This window comes from Flavobacterium tructae (assembly GCF_002217475.1).
GTDB lineage: Bacteria > Bacteroidota > Bacteroidia > Flavobacteriales > Flavobacteriaceae > Flavobacterium > Flavobacterium tructae.
Genome location: NZ_MUHH01000033.1, coordinates 1 through 21036, shown reverse-complemented (window position 1 = coordinate 21036; position 21036 = coordinate 1). Strand labels below are relative to the sequence as shown.

At 34.9% G+C, this 21036-nt stretch carries 16 protein-coding genes; 11 read left to right on the top strand and 5 right to left on the bottom strand.

Features of this window, described 5'->3' with window-relative positions; genetic code table 11:
• Positions 1-40 precede the first annotated feature (40 nt).
• The 5 genes from B0A80_RS14945 to B0A80_RS14925 are packed head-to-tail and all read right to left on the bottom strand — an operon-like array spanning position 41 to position 4981.
• A complete protein-coding gene (locus tag B0A80_RS14945; protein ID WP_017495390.1) occupies positions 41-1051 on the bottom strand; it encodes an AAA family ATPase in 1011 nt (336 codons plus the stop codon).
• Positions 1052-1092: 41 nt separating this feature from the next.
• A complete protein-coding gene (locus tag B0A80_RS14940; protein ID WP_089077768.1) occupies positions 1093-2304 on the bottom strand; it encodes a DUF4350 domain-containing protein in 1212 nt (403 codons plus the stop codon).
• Entirely contained in the window at positions 2297-3073 is a 777-nt protein-coding gene (locus tag B0A80_RS14935) for a DUF4129 domain-containing protein (RefSeq protein ID WP_089077767.1), read from the bottom strand. The genes B0A80_RS14940 and B0A80_RS14935 overlap by 8 nt, the downstream gene beginning before the upstream one ends.
• The gene (locus B0A80_RS14930) at positions 3066-4016 is read right to left on the bottom strand and encodes a hypothetical protein (RefSeq protein ID WP_089077766.1); all 951 of its coding nucleotides are present in this window, start codon (positions 4014-4016) and stop codon (positions 3066-3068) included. The genes B0A80_RS14935 and B0A80_RS14930 overlap by 8 nt, the downstream gene beginning before the upstream one ends.
• Complete coding sequence (locus B0A80_RS14925) at positions 4016-4981, bottom strand: stage II sporulation protein M (protein ID WP_070906994.1); 966 nt, start codon at positions 4979-4981, stop codon at positions 4016-4018. Before B0A80_RS14925 ends, B0A80_RS14930 begins: the two co-directional genes overlap by 1 nt.
• A gap of 20 nt (positions 4982-5001) precedes the next feature.
• On the opposite strand from B0A80_RS14925, the gene B0A80_RS14920 reads away from it, so the two are divergent.
• From B0A80_RS14920 to B0A80_RS14870, 11 genes are all read left to right on the top strand, one after another.
• Positions 5002-5745: an RDD family protein gene (locus B0A80_RS14920; protein WP_089077765.1), complete on the top strand. Its 744-nt coding sequence runs from the start codon at positions 5002-5004 to the stop codon at positions 5743-5745.
• Positions 5746-5935: 190 nt separating this feature from the next.
• Positions 5936-6784 carry a hypothetical protein gene (locus B0A80_RS14915; protein WP_070906992.1) on the top strand — a complete coding sequence of 283 codons (849 nt, stop codon included), beginning with the start codon at positions 5936-5938 and terminating at the stop codon, positions 6782-6784.
• Between the two features lie 93 nt (positions 6785-6877).
• Positions 6878-7480: a trimeric intracellular cation channel family protein gene (locus B0A80_RS14910; protein ID WP_070906991.1), complete on the top strand. Its 603-nt coding sequence runs from the start codon at positions 6878-6880 to the stop codon at positions 7478-7480.
• Between the two features lie 172 nt (positions 7481-7652).
• Positions 7653-8624 (top strand): GNAT family N-acetyltransferase, encoded by a 972-nt coding sequence (locus tag B0A80_RS14905; protein WP_165769263.1) that lies wholly within the window; start codon positions 7653-7655, stop codon positions 8622-8624.
• Between the two features lie 16 nt (positions 8625-8640).
• On the top strand, positions 8641-9741 hold the full coding sequence (locus B0A80_RS14900) for a DegT/DnrJ/EryC1/StrS family aminotransferase (RefSeq protein WP_089077763.1): 1101 nt from the start codon (positions 8641-8643) through the stop codon (positions 9739-9741).
• 18 nt (positions 9742-9759) lie between these two features.
• On the top strand, positions 9760-11073 hold the full coding sequence (locus B0A80_RS14895; RefSeq protein WP_089077762.1) for a CDP-glycerol glycerophosphotransferase family protein: 1314 nt from the start codon (positions 9760-9762) through the stop codon (positions 11071-11073).
• Between the two features lie 37 nt (positions 11074-11110).
• The gene (locus B0A80_RS14890; RefSeq protein ID WP_089077761.1) at positions 11111-12568 is read left to right on the top strand and encodes a lipopolysaccharide biosynthesis protein; all 1458 of its coding nucleotides are present in this window, start codon (positions 11111-11113) and stop codon (positions 12566-12568) included.
• Positions 12569-12666: 98 nt separating this feature from the next.
• Positions 12667-13728: a hypothetical protein gene (locus tag B0A80_RS14885; RefSeq protein ID WP_089077760.1), complete on the top strand. Its 1062-nt coding sequence runs from the start codon at positions 12667-12669 to the stop codon at positions 13726-13728.
• A 29-nt stretch (positions 13729-13757) separates the two neighbouring features.
• Positions 13758-14204: a T9SS type A sorting domain-containing protein gene (locus B0A80_RS14880; RefSeq protein WP_233430755.1), complete on the top strand. Its 447-nt coding sequence runs from the start codon at positions 13758-13760 to the stop codon at positions 14202-14204.
• Between the two features lie 7 nt (positions 14205-14211).
• Entirely contained in the window at positions 14212-20565 is a 6354-nt protein-coding gene (locus tag B0A80_RS14875) for an RHS repeat-associated core domain-containing protein (protein WP_089077759.1), read from the top strand.
• Between the two features lie 29 nt (positions 20566-20594).
• Entirely contained in the window at positions 20595-20930 is a 336-nt protein-coding gene (locus tag B0A80_RS14870; RefSeq protein ID WP_124020574.1) for a hypothetical protein, read from the top strand.
• Positions 20931-21036: the final 106 nt, after the last annotated feature.

Genomic DNA, 21036 nt, shown 5'->3' with positions numbered 1-21036 from the left:
TATTAAGCATAGTACTGAAAACTGTTACTGCGACAGAAAACTACCTAGGAATTTCAACAGTCTCAATAATTTGTCTGATGATTTCTGAACTAGTGATGCCTTCCATTTCGCGCTCAGGGGCTACAATTACACGATGCTGTAAAACCGGAATGGCAGCTTCTTTTATATCTTCGGGAGTAACAAAATCACGTCCGCGTATGGCAGCAAAACCTTTGGCGGCATTTAAAATGGCAATTGAGGCACGTGGTGAGGCTCCCAGATATAAGAACGCATTTTCACGGGTATTGACTACAATTCGTGCAATGTATTCCAACAGATTTTGCTCGACTCTGATTTGTTTTACCAAAGCCTGGTATTCTTTTATTTCCGCAGCAGAAAGTATCGTTTTAACAGCTTCTAATTTTCCATGATTTTGTAGTAAATGTTCTCTTTGAATAATTAAAATTTCTTCGTCAAGTTTCGGATAATCGATGGTGATTTTGAATAAAAAACGATCCAATTGTGCCTCCGGCAAACGATAAGTTCCTTCCTGTTCAATCGGGTTTTGAGTGGCAATTACCAGAAATGGAGTTTCAAGCTGATAGGCTGATCCGTCAATGGTAATCTGACGTTCTTCCATTACTTCAAAAAGTGCGGCTTGTGTTTTGGCAGGGGCACGATTTATTTCGTCGATTAAGATTAAATTGGAGAAAATTGGACCTTGTTTGAATTCAAATTCAGAGGTTTTTAAATTAAAAATCGAAGTTCCTAAGATATCCGATGGCATTAAATCCGGTGTGAATTGTATACGGCTAAAGCCAATGTTTAGGGTTTTAGACAATAGTTTGGCCGTAATGGTTTTGGCAACTCCCGGAACACCTTCCAGTAAAACGTGTCCGTTTGATAAAATAGCCACCAAAAGCTGATCGACCATTTTGTGCTGTCCGACAATTACAGTTTCAAGTTCTTTTTTAATCGCGCTAACGTGATCTAAAAGAGGTGTTAAGTTTATTCTGGTTTCAAAATTCACATTTTCATTTGTGATTTGAGATGTTGTATTGATATCGTCCATGATGGTCAGTTTTTCTTTTATAGTATGGTAGCTTTTTTTATCTAATGTAAAATCTTTTCTATGGCATTGTTTATTCGAATCAGATCTTCTTCAAGACTGCCGTGATAACTCTTTCGATGTTCGTTAATCAAAAATACGAGTTCCTGAATATCCGTTACATTTTTACCCGTTTTATGATGCAATTTTTGAATAAAATGATCGTCCAGTTTTGTGGTGTCGATTAAATATTCATTCCTGATTTTCTCTAAAAAGTAAATAATTTTTTTATCAATGATATTAGTGTGATCGCCTTCCTGATAATATAAATTTCCGATAGTTTTTGTAAAATCAACGGTTAAATTGGGTAAAGGCTTTAATATGGGAACAATCCGCTGTTTGCGCTTGGCATTAAAAATAATAAAAATCAGCATGCCAAACAGAAAGAAATACCAGGCCCATTTTAAACCGGGTTGACTTAAAATGTATCGCAGAGGCGATTCGGAAATGCGTTCGCCGTTTTGCCCTTTCGTATACCAAAAAATATCTCCCTCAGGCAAACAGGATAAGACATTCTCTGCGTACTGATAATGGTTTGCTTTCAGTAAGTTGTAGTTTGTAAAAGCGACAGGCTGTGTGTGCAGGTAAAAATGCCCCTGATAGTACGGTATTTTTATGAAATTGACGTGCTTTTTTGCTTTTTTGACCGAAGAGAGCTGATAACCCAAAACAGTGGCTTTTGCGGTATCAATTTTAGAAAAATAGCCTTCTAGTGTCTGTACAAACTTATATTTTTTGTCCTTCAGTTGGGAGTTAGCCAGCCAGACAGTGGTGTTGCCTGAATTGAGATAATCAGCATTTACTTCAACTTTTAAACTGTCTAACAGGTATTGAGGAAAGTCTTTCATGCTCAAAAAAGCATTGTTTCCGCGCGATACAAAGTAAAGAAGTTCGTTTACAGATTCTTCATCAATAGTATTGGATTCAGAGATGTTTAAAAAAGTTCCTTTTATTTTGTAATTTTCTACAAGACTGTCATTGTCATATTTTGAAGTCAAATACTCATAAGGAGTTAGGTCTGAAATTCGTTCTACAGTATGATTCTTAAAAAAATCATTGATTTCGTTGTTAAAAACATAGAGCCCGAAAGGAATTTTGTCATTAACAGAATAGGTCGGTGTCCAATCAATAGGTTTTGGCTGCTCGCGATCTGCTATCAGAATTAAGGACAGAATAAGAACCAGTACAGCAATGTAAATTTTAAGTGTTTTATTCATTGCTAAAGGTTTTTAAGGCATTCTTAAATCGGTTTTCGGCTTTTCTGAAAGTGATTTCATCAATCTCAAACTCCCCGTACCAGATGTAGTTGTACAGATAAGACAAATAAGTAAACTCTTCTTTGTGGGCAGGCTTTTGAAGTTCGTATAAATAATCAGAATTGGTTTTTTCGATGTCCCATTCGATGTAATGATTTTGTGCCATTACTTTCAGAAGCCACAGATAGTAATATCTAACGGCTGCTCTTTTTTCTCCTGATTGTATACTTTCTTTGATCAGTTTATCGAAATCTAAAAGGTGAATGTTCTTTTCGATTTCTGAATAGATAATATTTTTTTTCTTAGCGTTTTTTCCAAAAATCCACTGTCCCTCTTTATTAATGATCGCTTTTACGATCAAATAAATAACAAAAATGATGATGAGAACAGCAAGTACTTTTATTAAAACCGAAACAAAATTAATAGAGCTTTCCGGAGTTTCAAAATCGAACCAATCGCTAAAAACACTGGCCAGCCATTCCTTAAAACGCTGCCATAAACCTTTTTCAGGAGCTTTAAATTCATAAACAAAGCTGGAACCGCTATACTTTTTTTTGAAATTTTTAGAGAAAGTCTTAATTTCTATGGTGTCGGAATCTATTCGAATGTCTTTTTCAGTGTATTTTACAGCTGTCATTTTGGGAGGTTCGGCTGTAGCCAAAGTATCCTGAGCCTGAACAATGCCGGAGAAAATAAAGAAAGATAAAAGGAATAGGAAGATTTTATTCATTATCGGTTCCGATTAAATCAATGTCGCGATTTGAAATTTTTTCTTTTGCTCCCAAACTGTAATACATAATTCCCTGATTGACCATAATCATGTTGTTGAAAACATTACTCAGAGTAAATATGAGGATGAAAATCAGAGTCAAAAATAAAAGAAAGAGCGGAGAATCGCCTATCGCTTCTGCATTATAATTAGAGCTTCCAATGGCCGTTAGTAAAAAAATAAATATTCCGGCAAAATAGAACACCATGGTGATCGATCCCTGAATCATCTGGATCATAATCAGAACTAAAAAAGTAGCTCCGATTGAAGTCCAGAAATCTTCTTTTAGTAGAAGATAAGCATGATTTAAGGATTGAAAGAAACTTTTATCTTCTGTCAGATACGCATAAAAACTAAAGTTTACCCAGGTAAATAAAGCGGGGATAGCAATTAATAAAAGGGGAATTCCAACAATTAGAAAGCATAAAAAGAAGAGTATGATTATAACGATTAACAGCACCGGAACAACAAGAAATGTAAGTCCAATACAAAATTTGATAATTTTCCAGATGTTTTGTCTGAAGATCGTGGTAATATCCTCTGTTTTAAAATCAGTTGTGTTCTTTTTCGCCACCAGTTTTAAGTACAAAATAGGGTAAGTCGAGTTGAAAAGCGATAAAGCAATTACAGCAATAAAAAAGAGGGCAACAAAACCAACTAAGAGTCCAAAATTATCGTTAAAATAACCGGCAAGATTGTCAGAGCCGGGTTGGTTTAAGCTATCATTAAATACAGCCTGAAAATTACTTTTTAAAAAGAAAAAGACCAAAGCCCCTACGATTAGGAGAAAGGCGCCGTTGATGATGAAAAAGATCTTAAAAAAGTGTTTTCCGAAAGTTTTAAAAAAGGAAAAAGTATCGATGATATAATCGCCCAGCTGTCGTTTTTTGTAAAGCTCAAACATTAGGATAAAGTTGTTTTTTTGTGAACAATAAAAGGGTAAATCAAATAATAAAAAGAAATTACAGCTAAAGTAAGTAAAATGATAAAACTACTTAGCCAATTGGGCATATCAATCGAATAACGCGTGATAAAACCTTCGAGAAAACCCGCACTGATGGTAAACGGAAAAGTACTCAGAAATATTTTGAAACTATTTTTGAAGCCTATTTTAAAAGAATTCATTCTCGAGAAAGTTTTAGGAAACAAGATCGAAGCTCCCAAAATAAAACCTGCTGTAGTTTCGATTACAATGGCAAAAATTTCCATTGAACCGTGAATCCAGATGCCGCGGACACTTTTCCAGAAAACGCCCTGTTCGTAAAAAAAGTACTGAAAAGAGCCCAGCATGATACAGTTTTGAAGGAAAATGTAAAAAGTACCCAGACCTCCAAAAATTCCGTAAATGTAACATCTCGCGCCTACATAAAGGTTGTTCATGGTGATGCCAATAAAACTTCCCCAGTTACTTCCAGAGCCGTATACAGCCATTGGATTTCCTTTTTTGATATTTTCTAAGGTCATGTTCACATAAGAATCCCCCAGAATAAGACGAACAAAATCCTGATCGTATCTGGCAGAAACAACTCCAATTCCCACTGTCAGAAAAAATAACGCAAACGCATAGAGTAAATAGCGTTTGTACTCGTACATAAGCAAGGGAACTTCGGTAACAAAGAATTCCAGAAACTTATTTTTTTCTGTTCGTTTTGTTTTATAAATTTTCTGATAAATTTGTGAAGCGAGATGATTGAGGTAAATAACGGTTTTGCTCTTCGGATAATACGTTTGGGCATACGACAAGTCATTCATCATTTGAATGTACAAATTAGCTAACTCGTCCGGATTTTTTTTAGCTTTACCAAAAATAGCTAGCTCAAATTCCAGCCATTTTTCTTTATTTTGTTTTATGAAGGCAACTTCTCTCATTGCAGGCTAAAATATAAAATATGTCAGAATTATCTATAAATACGACGCAAAATGTCAAAATAAATTTTATCGCCGCAACGATAGGGGAAAGAATAGGTTCTTATTTCATCGATTTGGCTATTAAACTGGCTTATGTGACCGTAATTTCCCTGGTGTTTTTCTACGGATTAAATTTTGATAAAGTACTGAATACCTTAGACAACTGGTCGAGAATGTCTATAATTTTACTACTGTATTTTCCATTTATCATTTATACCATAACCTTAGAAAGTATTTTTGAAGGACAGACAATTGGTAAGAAATTAGTAAAAATAAAAGTGGTAAAAATTGACGGTTATCAGGCCGGATTTGGAGACTATTTAATGCGATGGTTTTTTAGACTGGTTGATATTTCTATTCTTGGAGGAATCGTTGGACTGATATCCATAATTTCGAGTCAAAAAGGACAACGATTGGGCGATATGGTTGCCGGAACAGCTGTGATTACGTTAAAAAATAAAATCAACATCAGCCACACTATTCTGGAGGAAATTGGAGACGCTTATGTTCCGACTTATCCTTTGGTGATTAAATTGTCAGACAATGATATGCGAATTATCAAAGAGACTTTTCAAAGTGCACTTGCCAAAAACGATCATGAAATCATTTATAAACTGGTTGCGAAAATAGAGAGTGTTACCGGAATTAAAAATCAGTCAGGTAATAATAGCGACTTTCTGAGAGTCATTCTCAAAGATTATAATTTTTATACGCAGAATATGTAGCGTTTATAGGGGCGAAAAAAAATGATGATAAATGTCATTTTATAAAGTTCTTAATTTTTGTAGTTTTACTAATACTAAAATCAACTTGTCGTAATGCTAATTTTTAAGCTGTATTACGGAGATATTTATTGATTTTAGAAAGGCGTTACCGAAAAGCTTTAAGAGTAGGATCATTTAAATTATAGAAATTATGAAAATTACAAAGGTTTTTGCAATTTTAATGTTGCTGATTTCCGTTACCAATTTTGCTCAGACCGGAAGCAAAAAACTGGATAAAATTATAAAAAGAGATTATCAGATTATTGAATGTACCATTGCAAAAATGTCAGATAAAACAGTTGAATATTCCTTACCTGGGGAAACACTGCAAATTTCACTCGACGTATCTCAGATTGCCAGAATTGATTTTGCGAGCGGGCGTTCTCAAACTTTTGATGTATCTGCAAATACTGCCAGTTCAGGTAATTCAGGACAGGTGATTGCTGCCGCAGAAATGAAACCCAATACCATTGCTGTGCTGCCGGTACCTTATGTAAACTCAGGCACTTTAGAAAGTTCAGAAGAAATGGCAAAATTTGCTCAGAATGATTTGTACAACAAATTACTGGATAAATCGTCGAATATTTTTCCGTTAACGGTTCAGGATTTAAGGGTAACCAACAGTTTATTGCACAAAGCAGGGATAGATTATAAAAACATCGATGAAACCCCAATCGAAGATCTTCAGCAAATTTTAGGAGTGGATAATGTCATCGCAACAAAAGTGTCGTATACTGTAACTGAGGGTTCAGTAGCTTCAACTTATAACAGCGGAAACGCTAAAGTGAGTGACAACAATAAAAAGCTTAAAACAAACGATATTTCGACTACAACATCAAGTACACAGACCTACTACAATTACATGGTTTATTTTGATATGTATAAAAACGGAACGAAAATTTATTCACAAACCCGTAAGCCATTCTTAAACATAAAAGACAGTTGGATGGATTCTGTTTCTTATCTTTTGAAAAGAAGTCCGATTTATGTGAAAAAATAAATAATCAGAGAGAAGAGGCACTAAAGAATATAAAAACAGCGCTAACCTTTGTACCTTTGCGGCTCTGCGCCTTTTGCAGCTAAAAAGTAAAAAATGTTTCATTTATTAGATATTATTGGTACAATGGCTTTTGCCATGTCGGGTGCTTTGACAGCGATGCATAAAAAGCTGGATCCGTTTGGTGTTTTTATCATTGCTTTTGTTACAGCCGTAGGTGGAGGAACGCTTCGTGATGTGCTGATTGGCAGAACACCTGTTGGATGGATGCTGGATTTGCAATATGTATATGTAATCATCCTGGGCTTTGGGTTTGCCATTCTTTTCAGAAAAAAGTTCGACAGACTGCGTACTTCGCTATTCTTGTTTGATACCATCGGATTGGGTGTTTTTACCTTGATTGGACTCGAAAAAGGGATTATGATTGGTTTGCATCCTGCAATTTGTATTGCCTTAGGGACCATGACGGCTTGTTTTGGTGGTGTGATTCGGGACATTTTGTGTAACGAAATTCCAACCATTTTTAGAAGAGAGATTTATGCCACCATTTGTATTTTTGGAGGAATCGTATTTTTTATTCTGAAAAAACTGAATTTAGAAGACGATGTTTTGTACTTAGTAACTTCTGTCGTAATGATTGTTACACGTTTATTAGCCGTAAAATACAAATGGTATTTACCGGCATTTGAACACAAGTAAGATTTTTAAAGAATAGCAGTGTGCTGAAAATTTAAGAGCCGCGAATTCACAAACAGAATTTAAATTTTTGTTAGACAATAAAAATTAAATTTGTGAATTCGCGGCAAACTTTTTTATAAGTTTGTTTCAACAGAACTCAAAAGAGAACCATAAAATTACCACAGAAAGCGGAATGAAATATACCGTAAGGAATTATCATAAAAACGATTACGAAATATGGAATGCATTTGTGGCGCAGGCTAAAAATGCAACATTCCTGTTTTACCGTGATTTTATGGAGTACCACGAAGACCGGTTCAAAGATTTCTCACTTTTGGTTTTCAAGGATGATAGATTAAAAGCAATTTTACCGGCGAATAAAGTCGAAAATTCGGTTTACTCACACCAGGGATTGACTTACGGAGGCTTGGTTTATAGTGAAAAAACAAAACAAGTTGACGTTATTGAAATTTTTCAGGCAGTTTTGTTCTTTCTGAACGAAAATGAGATTCTGAAACTGCATTATAAAACGCTTCCTTCTATTTACCATCTAAAACCTGCAGAAGAAATTTTGTATGCTCTGTTTTTGGCCGATGCGAAACTGGTACGCCGGGATTCACTTTCGGTAATCGATTTATCTCAGGAAAATGTCGTATCAAAGATTAGAAAAAGAGGTTTTCAAAAAGGAGTTTCGAATCAACTGACCATCAAAGAAGAAATTGATTTTGGTTTGTTTTGGAATGAAGTTTTAATTCCCAATTTGAATAAAAAACACAAAGCAAATCCGGTACATTCAGCAGAAGAAATGTATTATCTGCAAAAGCATTTTCCTCAAAACATTCATCAGTTTAATGTTTATTTAGAAGATAAAATTGTGGCCGGAACTACGATTTTTGAAACTGAAACGACAGTGCATTGCCAGTATATTTCGAAGAATGAAAAGGGAGACTTAGGAAGCCTGGATTATTTATATCATTATCTGATTCAGGAACGATTTGCTCAAAAGAGATTTTTTGATTTTGGAATTTCGAATGAAAATCAGGGAAAGAACCTGAATGAAGGTTTATCGTACTGGAAAGAAAGTTTTGGAGCGGGTACCATAGTTCATGATTTCTACGAACTGGAAACGGCAAATTATAAGAAGTTAAATGGTATTTTTGTTTAAATAGAAAAAAAAGAAAATGATATCATTTCTGGACCTGAAGAAAATAAACAAACCTTATGAAACCGCATTTCACGAAAAACTGAAAACAGTTTTAGAGAATGGCTGGTACATTTTAGGGAAGGAAGTGGAAACATTTGAAACCGCTTTTGCAAAATATTGCAAAGCCGATTACTGTATCGGAACAGGAAATGGTCTCGATGCTTTAACTCTGATTTTTAAGGGGTATATAGCTTTAGGAAAACTGCAAAAAGGAGATGAGGTTATTGTTCCTTCGAATACTTATATTGCTAGCATTTTGGCTGTATTGCAGGCAGATTTAGTTCCGGTTTTGGTGGAACCAAGATTAGAAACGTACAATCTCAATCCTGATCTAATTGAGGAAAAAATCAGTCCGAAAACCAAAGCCATTTTAGCCGTTCATCTTTACGGACAACTGGCCGAAATGGACCAAATAAATGAAATAGCAAATCGTAATAATCTATTGATAGTTGAAGATGCAGCCCAATCGCATGGTGCAATTAACAATCAACAATCAACAATTAATAATTTATCCTCCGCATCAGCTTACAGTTTTTATCCCGGAAAGAACCTTGGTGCTTTAGGTGATGGCGGTGCCATTACGACAAATGATAGGGAGTTAGCAAAAGTGCTTTTTTCGCTTCGCAATTATGGATCTGTGGTAAAATATCACAATGATTTTATTGGGGTAAATTCTAGATTAGATGAACTTCAGGCCGCTTTTTTAAGTCTGAAATTACCTCATTTAGATGCCGATAATGAGAGGCGACGCAAAATTGCTAAACGATATTTGACTGAAATAAAAAATGAAAAAATAGTACTTCCGTTTTGGGATTTTTCAAATAACCATATTTTTCATTTGTTTGTGGTACGAACTTCAGATCGTGAAGGGCTGCAGGCCTACTTATCCAAAAATAACATACAAACCGTAATACATTATCCAATTCCGCCACACCAGCAAAAAGCACTTCTGGAATGGAATAATTTGTCATTACCCGTGACAGAAAAGATTCATCAGGAAGTTTTAAGCTTGCCTATTAGTCCAGTTTTGACAGAAACGGAGGTTGATTTTATTGTAGAGGTTTTAAACAGATATTAGTTTTAATTGGAATAAAAAATGAGAGAATTAAAATTAGCTGTTAAACCTTACGTTCCTGAGAAAATTTGGATGTCGCTGATTAAAGCTTATAATTTTACAAACCTGCGCGCCATGCGGGATGCGTATAAAATTAGACAGGCACCTAAAAATCATCGAAAAGCACTTGAGATTGTAAGGAAAAAAGAAAAGGTTAAAGTTGCTTTTTTTCTGACTCATGAATCCGTTTGGAAATACGATCTGTTATTTGATTTAATGCTTGCGCATCCTCGGTTTGAGCCTCAAATATTTGTGTGCCCAATAGTGAACTTTGGTAAAGAAAATATGCTTTTCGAAATGGATAAAGCTTATAATGCTTTTAAAAATAGAGGATATGATGTTGCTAGAACCTATAATACCGATACAGGAGAATTTTTAGATATCAAAAAGACATTTTCACCTGATCTTGTTTTTTTTACTAATCCATATGAAGGTTTAGTCGATTACAGGTATTATATAAAAGAGTTTTCCAAAACACTAACTTGTTATGTTCCCTATAGTATCCCAACGGTTAATTATGGGTTTACCTATGATCTGAATTTTCATAATTTAATTTGGAAAATTTTTTCAGAAACGGATATTCATCAAAAAATGGCTTCCGAAAACCAAAGGAATAAAGCAATAAATAGAGTTGTAACGGGGTATCCGGGATTCGATCCCCTTTTGATAAATAAACAACCAAAAGAGGTTTGGAAAAATAAGAATCCCATTTTAAAAAGAATTATATGGACACCGCATCATTTAATGAACGAGTTAAGCAAAGTGTCTAATTTTTTGGAGTACTATGATTTCTTTTTAGAATTAGCTACTACTTATAAGGATAAATTGCAAATTACATTCAATCCGCATCCTTTGTTGAGAATTAAATTGGAAAATGACCCAAATTGGGGTAAAGAAAAAACCGATAATTATTTCGATAAATGGATAAACCTTGAAAATGGTCAGTTTGGTGATGGTTATTATATCGATCTTTTTTTAACATCAGATGCACTCATACACGATAGTGGTTCTTTTATGGCAGAATATCTTATTACAGGAAAACCATCGCTTTTTATGATTCGGGATGAATCAATTATGGATTATTGGAGTACTTTTGGCAATGAAGCGATAACAGCACATTATCAGTCGAGAAACAAAAAAGAAGTGATTGATTTTATTGAGAATGTTGTCCTTAACGGGAATGATTGGATGAAAGATAAACGTTGCGATTTTGTACAAAATACTCTAATTCCTAAAAATAATTCAACCGCATCCGAAAACATTATGAAATACCTCGAAAGTCAAATTTTTGAATAATTTTGAATTGGAATTTAATTAAAATTTATTTTTATACATGCACGATACCTCTTTAAAATCAACTGCAATAAAAGGAGTTGTCTGGTCAGCAGTTGATAAATTTGCCATTCAGTTTGGGCAATTTATCGTAGGTATAGTACTTGCCCGAATTTTGCTGCCGGAAGATTTTGGAGTAATAGGAATGTTGACCATTTTTATAGCCCTGTCACAGACTTTTGTAGAAAGTGGTTTGGGAACAGGTTTAATTCAGCGCCAGGATAGAACCCATATTGATTTTTCGACTGTATTTGTTTTTAATTTGGCGATTAGTTGTTTTTTCTACGCACTGTTATTTTTATCAGCACCTTACATAGCATCATTTTTTAATCAGTCTAAATTAATTGATTTATTGCGGGTATTAGGCTTAATCCTGATTTTAAATGCTTTCGCAGTAGTTCAACGAACAAAATTAACAATTGCAATTGATTTTAAGTCTGTAGCAAAAAGTAATGTAATTGGTATGATTATCGGCGGAATTTTTGGAGTACTAACTGCAATGAACGGTTATGGAGTTTGGTCGTTGGTTATCCAAATGCTTATGGGGACTTTTAGTACGTCTTTGTCTCTATGGTTTTTAAGTAATTGGATGCCTTCTGTTTCCTTTTCAAAAAAATCTTTCAAATCATTATTTGGTTATGGTTCAAGCTTGTTAATGGCTGGTCTGTATGCACAAATTCTTAATAATGTCTATAATATTTGTCTAGGAAAATTTTATTCAGCATCATCATTAGGATACTATACAAGAGCTAAAAGTTTTGCCGATTTATCAGCAGGAACTATTGTTAGTATCATTCAGCAGGCTACGTTTCCGGTTCTTACCAGCGTTCAAAATGACAGAGAAAGACTGGTTTCTATTTACAGCAGGATGATTCGTATGTCAGCTTTTTTTATTATTCCGCTAATGACACTTATTGCTTTATTGGCAAAACCAATTGTGATAGTATTGCTTACAGAGAAATGGATTTCTCTGATCCCGCTTTTGCAGTGGATGGTTTTTGCCCGTATTTTTCTTCCGATGAGCGCAATTAATATGAATTTATTAAACGCAGTCGGTCGTTCAGACTTATACTTAAAAGTTGATTTGTCAAAATTGCCACTCACTATATTAGCCATGATAATTACAATTCCCCTAGGTGTTAAAGCTATCGTAATTGGTCATGTTATTACTTCAGCATTATCGTTCCTTATAAATGCCTACTTACCGGGCAAATTTTATGGATACGGAGCAATAAAACAATTGAAAGATATGTGCTCTTTTTTTTTAGCAACTCTCGGAATGGCAATTTTGGTATTTGTCATAACAAGTTTTGTAGATAATCTAATATTGCAATTGCTTCTTGGAGTTGTCTTTGGAGCTGTAACTTATTTATTTGTTTGTTGGTTATTAGGTTTAGAGGAATTAAAGGAAGTCTGGCAATTATTGTTAAGTTTAAAAAGGAAGATTTTTAAATCTTGAACAACGTGGTTAACTTTTTTTTAACTTTATTGATGTTTTTTTTGTAATGTTTTTTTTATATTTGAAAGCTATAGATTAACCCTCTGAAAAAGAATATAATGAAAAAGAATATAATGAAAAATAATAAAAGGAAAAAGTATTCAGTACTTTGTTTTTTAATTGTATTAGCTGCTCATGCACAAATTAGTACTGGTTCGGGTGGGGCTGTGAGTGTGTTACCTAATAATCCAACTTCAAATACGAATGTGGGGATTGGTACAAGCAATCCTACAGCTAAGTTAGAAGTAGTTGGAAATGTCAAAGCATATTCCGGAGAATTTTCGAGAGACCTTCCAAATGGAACAACTTTTATTGATTCGAATGATCGTGATCAAAAAAGCAAAGTTTTTCAGGCGGGTAGTTTTGTTAATGGTTCCAATAGAATGATGAATTTTTATGATTTTCCCGCTTCCAATATTAATGCAAAATCTAGGTTTTGGTTTTCAATCGATGATAGGGCAGATAATCAAAGATTCAGATCTTATGCCGAAACTGGCGGTTATGGTGGTTTTGAGATAAACGATAATAAACAACGAAATGTTTTTAAAGTCGCAGAAGAAACAATATCAGATGGATGTAATTTTAGTCATATTTCCCTTCCACAATCTAATACAAAATTAATAATCGGAACAAGTTATGAAAGTTTGACATCTGATGAAAATGTAAAATACAAATTAATAGTCAAATCGGGTAAATGCGGGGGAACATTTATAGATGGTTCTGGTAGTGCCTTTATTGAGGGAAATACTGTTGTAATGGGAAATATAGGCATAGGAACTTCAAATTTTACAGATGGAGCGACTACTTATAGAATCTCTGTAAAAGGAAAAATTCGTGCCGAAGAGGTAAAGGTTTATAATACCTGGGCTGATTATGTTTTTGCTCCAACTTATATATTACCAAGTTTAAAAGAAGTTGAAAATTATATTGCAAAAAATGGTCATTTACCTAATGTGCCTTCTGCTAAAGAAATCAAAGAAAAAGGTCTTGAACTTGGTGAAATGTCAAAAATTCAACAGGAAAAAATCGAGGAACTTACTCTTTACATGATTCAGCAAAATAAGGAAATAGAAGAACTAAAATCTCAGGTAAAACTATTATTGGCAACAAAAAAACAGTAAACAAATTACTTTTTAATACAATCCCGTTTATGAAATATTACATTACATTATTGATGCTGGGAATTTCTTTTCTGTCTCAGGCACAAACAAAAATACAATTTAATTATGATGCTGCAGGGAATCAAATTCTTAGAGAATTGTGTTTGTCAGGTTGCTCACAATCTGCAAAGCAGGTAAAAGAAATCGATGCGTTGGTGGAAGAGGATCTATTGAAATTTTCACCGGAAGATGTAATCTCTTATTATCCCAATCCTGTAAAGGAAGAGCTTTATTTACAATGGCAATTAACCAACAATAATTATGTAACGTCGGTTGTGATTTATTCGATATCGGGTCAGGTTTTACAAAACTATAGCACTAACGAGAGAACAAATAGTTTAAATATTCCTTTTCAGAATTACCCTGGAGGCGTTTATCTTGTTTTGCTTTCCTATAAAGACGGAGGAGAGAAATCGATTAAAATCATCAAGCAATAAAAATCATATGAAGCAATTTTACCTTTTCATTTTAATTATAATTACCAATTTAACTTTTTCTCAAAATTTCACAGATACTAAAGGAGAATTACAAATTTCTGCATCAGGAACAGCCATTTACACTTTGCCTATTGCTACACCGCCAAGTATAAAAAGCGTTGCTCCTATAATTAATCTTACTTACAGTAGCGGTGTAAGAGGAGGTATCGCAGGACAAGGATGGAGTATAAACAGCATTTCGGCCATTAGCCGTATAGCTACACGACGTGACATTGATGGTTTTGTTGATGGAGTAGATTTTGATGATAATGATAAATTGGCATTAGACGGCCAGCGTTTATTGATAAAAACAGGAACATATTGGGCAAATGGTTCTACTTATGAGACGGAGTATAAAAGCAATACAAAAATTGAACTAAAAATAGAAGGTTCAATTACCTATTTTATTGTGACAGCACCTGACGGATCACGAAGTTGGTATGGTTCTAAAGGTTCGGGAAGTTTGCAAAATTCAGTTTCGCTCAATGCCTGGTATATTGTTCACTTTGAAGATGTAAACGGCAATTTTATAGACTATAGTTATAAAACAGTTACTTACAATAGTTCCAATCAATTGTACATTGACAATATAGCTTTTAGTGGAAATACAGCTGCAGGAATTGCTGCGCAGAATAAAATCAGTTTTAATTATAGAAATTCGAAGCGTATTGAGAGGGATTATCTAAAGGGAGTTCCAGTTTATGCAACTCAAATACTTGATAATATACAGGTTTATGCAAACAATGGTATTTTTAGAACCTACAAGCTTACTCATACAGAAGATGGACAATTGGGGTATGAACGAGTATCAACTATAAAAGAAATAAATGCACAGAATGAGGAATCGAATCCGGTAGAGTTCAAGTACGATTCCAGTCCGGTAAATCAAGAGAGAACAGAAAAAGAATATACGAATAATCTGGAATTTGATAAAACAGATTTAGCGGGGGATTTTGATGGGGATGGCAGATTGGATTTTATTGTAGATCGAAAAATGTTTACGAAGTTGTTTGAAGGGAATAGTGGAAATACACCTATAACAATGCCTTTTTATGCATCATCTGGAAAAACATTTGCCGCTACTACTTTAACTGATAATAAGATAAATCAATTTAACAGCATAATCGATCCGGAAGAAAATCTCGATTATTTGACTTTTAAATATTATAATCTTGTTGGTGGTTCAGTAAATTTGGTTCATTCTAAATCAGTTGCAATTTCTAATATTGTAACCAATGAAATTCAGTGTAGCACAGGAGGCGGTGGAGGAGAAGAAACAAGTCGAATGAGCAAAAGTAGTAATACAACTACTGAATTCCCAACGCTGGTTAATTTAAACAATCAGTACATTGAAGGAGATTTTAACGGTGATGGAATTTCAGATGTTATAGTCCTCCAGTTTCACCAAGTAGACCATTATGGCATGGATAGCCCTTGTACCGGGCCTCGTGGAGAAGCTTTGAATTGTAATTGTATTTTGAAAAGTACAAGCATAGGTAACTGTATTAGTGGTGCCTATTTCGTAAATTTAAATCCGAATGCTTCGACAGAGTTTAATACAAAAGATTTTGTCTCTTTGCCGGAATTTACTTTTTGCAAAGAGACTGAAAAGAGATTTATAGGAGATTTTAATGGAGATGGGAAAGCGGATATTTTAATCGTTAATAAGACAACTAAGAATTATCGTATTGTTTCTATTCGTCAATTAGCAGTAGCACCTTGGGTAGCTGTAGAAGTAATTGGAACGGGAAATTTGGATCAGTTTAGTGATACAAAACAAATGCCTTTGGGAGATTTTAATGGAGACGGTAAAGTCGATGTCATGCTTCCTACCGGTGAAGGTGGTTCTGGTGATGTAAACTGGAATATTTATTATAGTAATGGAAATACTTCTGGAGTAGAGTTTTTCACAAAGGAAAATTTAAATATTGTAGAATACTGGCCGGATACAAAAACGCATTATAATACTCAAAGACATTGGAGTAATTATTATGCGATGGATATTAATAAAGATGGGAAGTCTGATCTTGTTAGGGTATGGAGAAAGTTTTATAAGGAATCCTGGACTATAAATAATCATGATACCGAATGGCAGGTTACCGGCTTTGCCAATAATATTGGTACAGTAAACGGTACAGTCTTTAATTTAACATATGATTCTGGTATAATACATTCAAATTCTCCGGATGTTCCAATTCCTATTAACTCTAATTTTAAATACAACGGAGCCAATACCGATCTTGTTTTTGTCAGAGGACATTATAATAAAATTGAATATTATCAATTCAATAAAAATGTTGATGCCGAAAACAGATTAATAAATGTGCTATCATCAGGTGGAAACATAAAACAGACCATCGAGTATAAACCAATGGAGGCTGCCGACAGCGGCTTAGGAAATTCATCGACTGATTTTTATTCTTCAGAAAATGCTGTAACCTATCCTAATATTGAAATTATAAGAAATCCGGGAGCCTATTTGGTTTCTAAACTTACGGCAACGATCAATGGTGTTTCAAAGTATCAGGATTTTAGGTACAGAGGTTATGTGTCTAATTTTAATTATGGAACAGTTGGTTTTGTTAAAACCACCAGAAGCAGTTGGTATTTGAATAGCGGCGATGCTAAAATATGGACGACACAGTTTAATGATGTCGCTCTAAAGGGGGCTAATACCATTACCTGGACTAGTACTGATGGAACTACTGTATTTAATAGTACGCCAACCAATTTACTGAGTACAAAAACAAATGAATTCGCAGTTTATACAGAAGGAGGAGGAGATTCTGTCTCGTCGCGTACCATTCCAAACACAATTACGATACAGGATCCTGTTACCGTTGGACAGACCTATAAAGCCAGCGGTTCTATAACTGCCTTGTCAAGAGTAAATGATGATGTAGCAGTTGTTTATCAGGCACCGGAAATAACGCTAAAACCTGGATTTATTGCTAGTGCTAATAATAATAGCAAGTTTATAGCTTCTCCTGTATCAGCTTCTCAAAGCGGAGGAGCCTCAGGTTCAAATAGTAGTGTTTACAATGTTTTGCTTACCAAACAAACTACTGTTGATCATTTGACAGGAGTTAAAAATGAAACTTCTTTTACTTATGATGGAACGGTTCAGAGTACCAATTACTTTGGTTTGGAAGTTAGAAATGTTTCAAAGCAATATAGCGGGGCCACTTTGCAGGGAATGACTACGGTGGATACGGAATACGATAATAACCCGACAGGAGTTGGCAATGCTTATTATGTAGGACGTCCTAAAAAGATCAATTCTTCGAAGACGGTTTATACAGGTGATAATCGTACCTCTGAGGAAAAATATACTTACACTGGATCAAACTTAACAAGATCTGAAAAGAAAGGACATAATACCTATCCAATTATAGAGGATATGAGTTATGATTCATTGGGGAATTTATTGACAAAAACAGTAAGTGCTCCGGGAGCACCGTCTCCACCAGCAGCAAGAACAATTACTGATGAATACGACAGTACGAAACGATTTGTAGTCAAAAAAACAGACCATCAGGGCTTTGTAACGAATTTTGAATACAATGCATTAGGGCAGGTTACTAAATCAACAGATTATTTAGGAGTTGTCAACGATTACCTCTACGACAACTGGGGGAAAGTAACTAACACGACTACACAAAATACAGCAGCAACACCTTTAACAACTACTGTAGTTTATACCAAGTTGTCTGACGGCGGTTATACCACCACTACTACAACTAATACTGATGGTAAAACCATAGCACAGTATGATGTATTAGGCAGGGCTGTGGTTACAACAACTAAAGGTTTTGCAGCAGGTACTATGGTTTCTAAGCAGGTTGTTTATGATGGATTAGGCAGAAAAACCAAAGAAAGCGAGCCTTATTTTTCATCCCCAGGCCAATGGACAGTTTACGAGTACGATTACTTAATGCGTCCTGAAAAAATAACATCTCATACCGGAAAAGTTCAAAGTTTATCTTATTCAGGATTAACAACAACCAGTAACGATGATGGTAAGGTAACAACCATTACAGTTGATGCTTTAGGGAATAAAACACAAACAACTGATCCGGGTGGAGCTGTCAACTTTATATACTATGCCAACGGGCAATTAAAGGAGTCAGACTATCAAGGCAACAAAGTATCGATATCAATAGACGGGTGGGGTAATAAAGTTGCCATGACTGATCCAAGTGCCGGAACGTATACCTATTCTTATGATGCTTTCGGACAAATTAAAACGGAGACCACACCTAACGGAACAATTGCTTACGTATATGATGCCGCAGGAAAAACAATTGAAAAAACAATAGTTGGGAATAATACCAACAGTAAGACGACTTATGCTTATAATCCGGCTACCAATTTAATAACGACAAGCACTTTTGTTAATAATCTGGAGGGCAATTCGATTACCAATTCATTTGAATATGATAGTTATAAAAGAGTCAGCAAAACAATAGAGAATACTCCTTATGCTACTTTCACCAAAGAAATTACTTATGATACATTTGGACGTGCAGATAAAGAAACAGCAACAGCAGCTATAGGAGGTAAATCAAGTTCAAAGAAGCTAAAACATACTTATCAGAATGGTTTTGCATGGCAAATTGTAGACGACGCTACGCAACAGGTATTGTGGCAGACCAATTCGCTAAACGAAAGAGGACAGTTAACAAATGCAAGTTTAGGAAACGGAATTGCCGTAAATAATAATTACGATCAATATGGTTATGCCTCACAGTTTAAGTGGGATAGAACGGTTACCAATCCGGGGAACGTAATGACTCTGACAACCGCTTTTGAACCTAAAAGAGGGAATCTGACCAATAGAACGAATAACCTGTTTAATTGGAATGAAAACTTTACATATGACGAATTAGACCGATTACTGACCTATAATAATGCACAGGGTCAGCAAGAAACACAGACTTACGATGCAAAGGGTAAAATTACCCAAAACAATTTGGGGACTTATAATTATACGGTAACTGGAAAAACATATCAAAACAACTCGATTACATTATCTACTCAAGCCTTAGATTATTATAAAAACAGAGGTACAGGTGTCAATTCAGCTCCAAAGCTGGATTTAGATATTGCTTATAATACATTTAAGAGCCCTGCAACAATTAAGGAACGTGGACGTGATGGAAATTATATCGAGTATCTTAGTTTTACTTATAATGATGGTAACGATCGCAGTACGATGTTTTATGGAGGAGGGCAAGAAGATAAATTGCTTCGTCCGCTTAGAAAACATTACTCGGGTGACGGGACGATGGAGATCAAAGAAAACCGAACCACGGGTGCTATAGAATTTGTAACCTACATTGGGGGAGATGGTTATAGTGCTCCCCTTGTAGTAAAAAGCGATGGAACAGCACAAAATTATTTATATTTACATAGAGATTATCAGGGCACTATCTTGGCAGTAACGGATAACAGTGGTTCAATTGTCGAAAAACGACTCTTTGATGCTTGGGGAGCCGTTTTAAAAGTGCAAAATGGAGTCAGTACAGATTTAGGATTGTTGACTGTTTTGGATCGCGGTTATACGGGGCACGAGCATTTGCAGAGCATAGGGATTATCAATATGAATGGTCGTTTGTACGATCCAAAATTACATCGTTTCCTACAGCCGGATAATTTTGTACAAGATCCTGCCAATACCCAAAACTATAATCGTTATGGGTATGTGCTTAATAATCCTTTAAAGTATACTGATTCTAGCGGAGAGGCATATGAGCTTTTGGTGGCTATTGGCATTGGAGTTGCTGTTGCTGTAACAAGTTATACACTTACAGCCTTATTAGCCGACGTTCCTTTTACTGTGGGAGGTTTGCTTAAAACTGCCTTTATTGCAGCGGCTAGCTCTGCAGTGACCTTTGGAATTGGTAGTGCTTCGTCGGCATTGTTTAGTAATTTTTATTCTCAGGCCGCTTTTAGTGCTGCAGCGCATGGTACTTTTCAGGGAAGTATGACTGCAATTTCAGGAGGCAAATTTTGGAGCGGATTTGCTGCCGGAGCTTTAAGTAGTATTGCGTCCAGTGCATGGAACGGAGGAAGTACCGTCGAGACGAAGTTTGAAACAAATAGTAGTTTAACGGAAGGACATTTTGTAAGCAATACTTTTTCGCATCAGGGAATAAGTGGAGCACTAGGTGCAAATAATACGATTGGTATGATTGCCTTTGGTACTGTTTCTGGAGGAGCTGGAGCCGCTCTTACAGGAGGTAATTTCTGGCAAGNNCAAAGAATAATTTTGATGATGAATATGACCAACAAGGAAAAAAAGTTACTAAAGAATCTTTAGGAATAAAAAAAGGAGATTCTTCCGAAACTATGATGGGTAAATTAATGAAAGGTATGAAGCCCGGAGATTATATTGATGGTGGTGATTTAGACTTTTTAAATTCTAAAATTGGACTTATTCTTGATAAAGCTACAATGTCTTCTAATGGCACTTTACAATTAGAGAGAACATTTGCAGGAAGAATGGCAGGAGTTGGAACTGATGCTAAATTAACTATTAAGCCACAGACTTTAAATGGAATGAAAGGTTATAATTTTAAACTTACCGGAGTTTCTACAACTAAAATCTATACATCAGGTTTTGTAAATGATAATAAACTATATTTTTATGAAAAAGGCAAGTTATTTTCTACGCCAATTAATTAGCGATAAGAAAGCTCTAGTATTTTGTTTATTCATTCTTTTTGTAAATCTTTTTTATCTATATCAAAATAATGATAATTATTTTATTTTTGGTTATGGTTATGGATTA

Coding starts and splice junctions, on each gene's coding strand:
- B0A80_RS14930 (WP_089077766.1), bottom strand. CDS start 4,016: ATGTTTGAGCTTTACAAAAAACGACAGCTGGGCGATTATATCATCGAT.
- B0A80_RS14945 (WP_017495390.1), bottom strand. CDS start 1,051: ATGGACGATATCAATACAACATCTCAAATCACAAATGAAAATGTGAAT.
- B0A80_RS14920 (WP_089077765.1), top strand. CDS start 5,002: ATGTCAGAATTATCTATAAATACGACGCAAAATGTCAAAATAAATTTT.
- B0A80_RS14885 (WP_089077760.1), top strand. CDS start 12,667: ATGAAAAAGAATATAATGAAAAATAATAAAAGGAAAAAGTATTCAGTA.
- B0A80_RS14895 (WP_089077762.1), top strand. CDS start 9,760: ATGAGAGAATTAAAATTAGCTGTTAAACCTTACGTTCCTGAGAAAATT.
- B0A80_RS14925 (WP_070906994.1), bottom strand. CDS start 4,981: ATGAGAGAAGTTGCCTTCATAAAACAAAATAAAGAAAAATGGCTGGAA.
- B0A80_RS14910 (WP_070906991.1), top strand. CDS start 6,878: ATGTTTCATTTATTAGATATTATTGGTACAATGGCTTTTGCCATGTCG.
- B0A80_RS14935 (WP_089077767.1), bottom strand. CDS start 3,073: ATGAATAAAATCTTCCTATTCCTTTTATCTTTCTTTATTTTCTCCGGC.
- B0A80_RS14900 (WP_089077763.1), top strand. CDS start 8,641: ATGATATCATTTCTGGACCTGAAGAAAATAAACAAACCTTATGAAACC.
- B0A80_RS14905 (WP_165769263.1), top strand. CDS start 7,653: ATGAAATATACCGTAAGGAATTATCATAAAAACGATTACGAAATATGG.
- B0A80_RS14915 (WP_070906992.1), top strand. CDS start 5,936: ATGAAAATTACAAAGGTTTTTGCAATTTTAATGTTGCTGATTTCCGTT.
- B0A80_RS14880 (WP_233430755.1), top strand. CDS start 13,758: ATGAAATATTACATTACATTATTGATGCTGGGAATTTCTTTTCTGTCT.
- B0A80_RS14940 (WP_089077768.1), bottom strand. CDS start 2,304: ATGAATAAAACACTTAAAATTTACATTGCTGTACTGGTTCTTATTCTG.
- B0A80_RS14890 (WP_089077761.1), top strand. CDS start 11,111: ATGCACGATACCTCTTTAAAATCAACTGCAATAAAAGGAGTTGTCTGG.
- B0A80_RS14870 (WP_124020574.1), top strand. CDS start 20,595: ATGATGGGTAAATTAATGAAAGGTATGAAGCCCGGAGATTATATTGAT.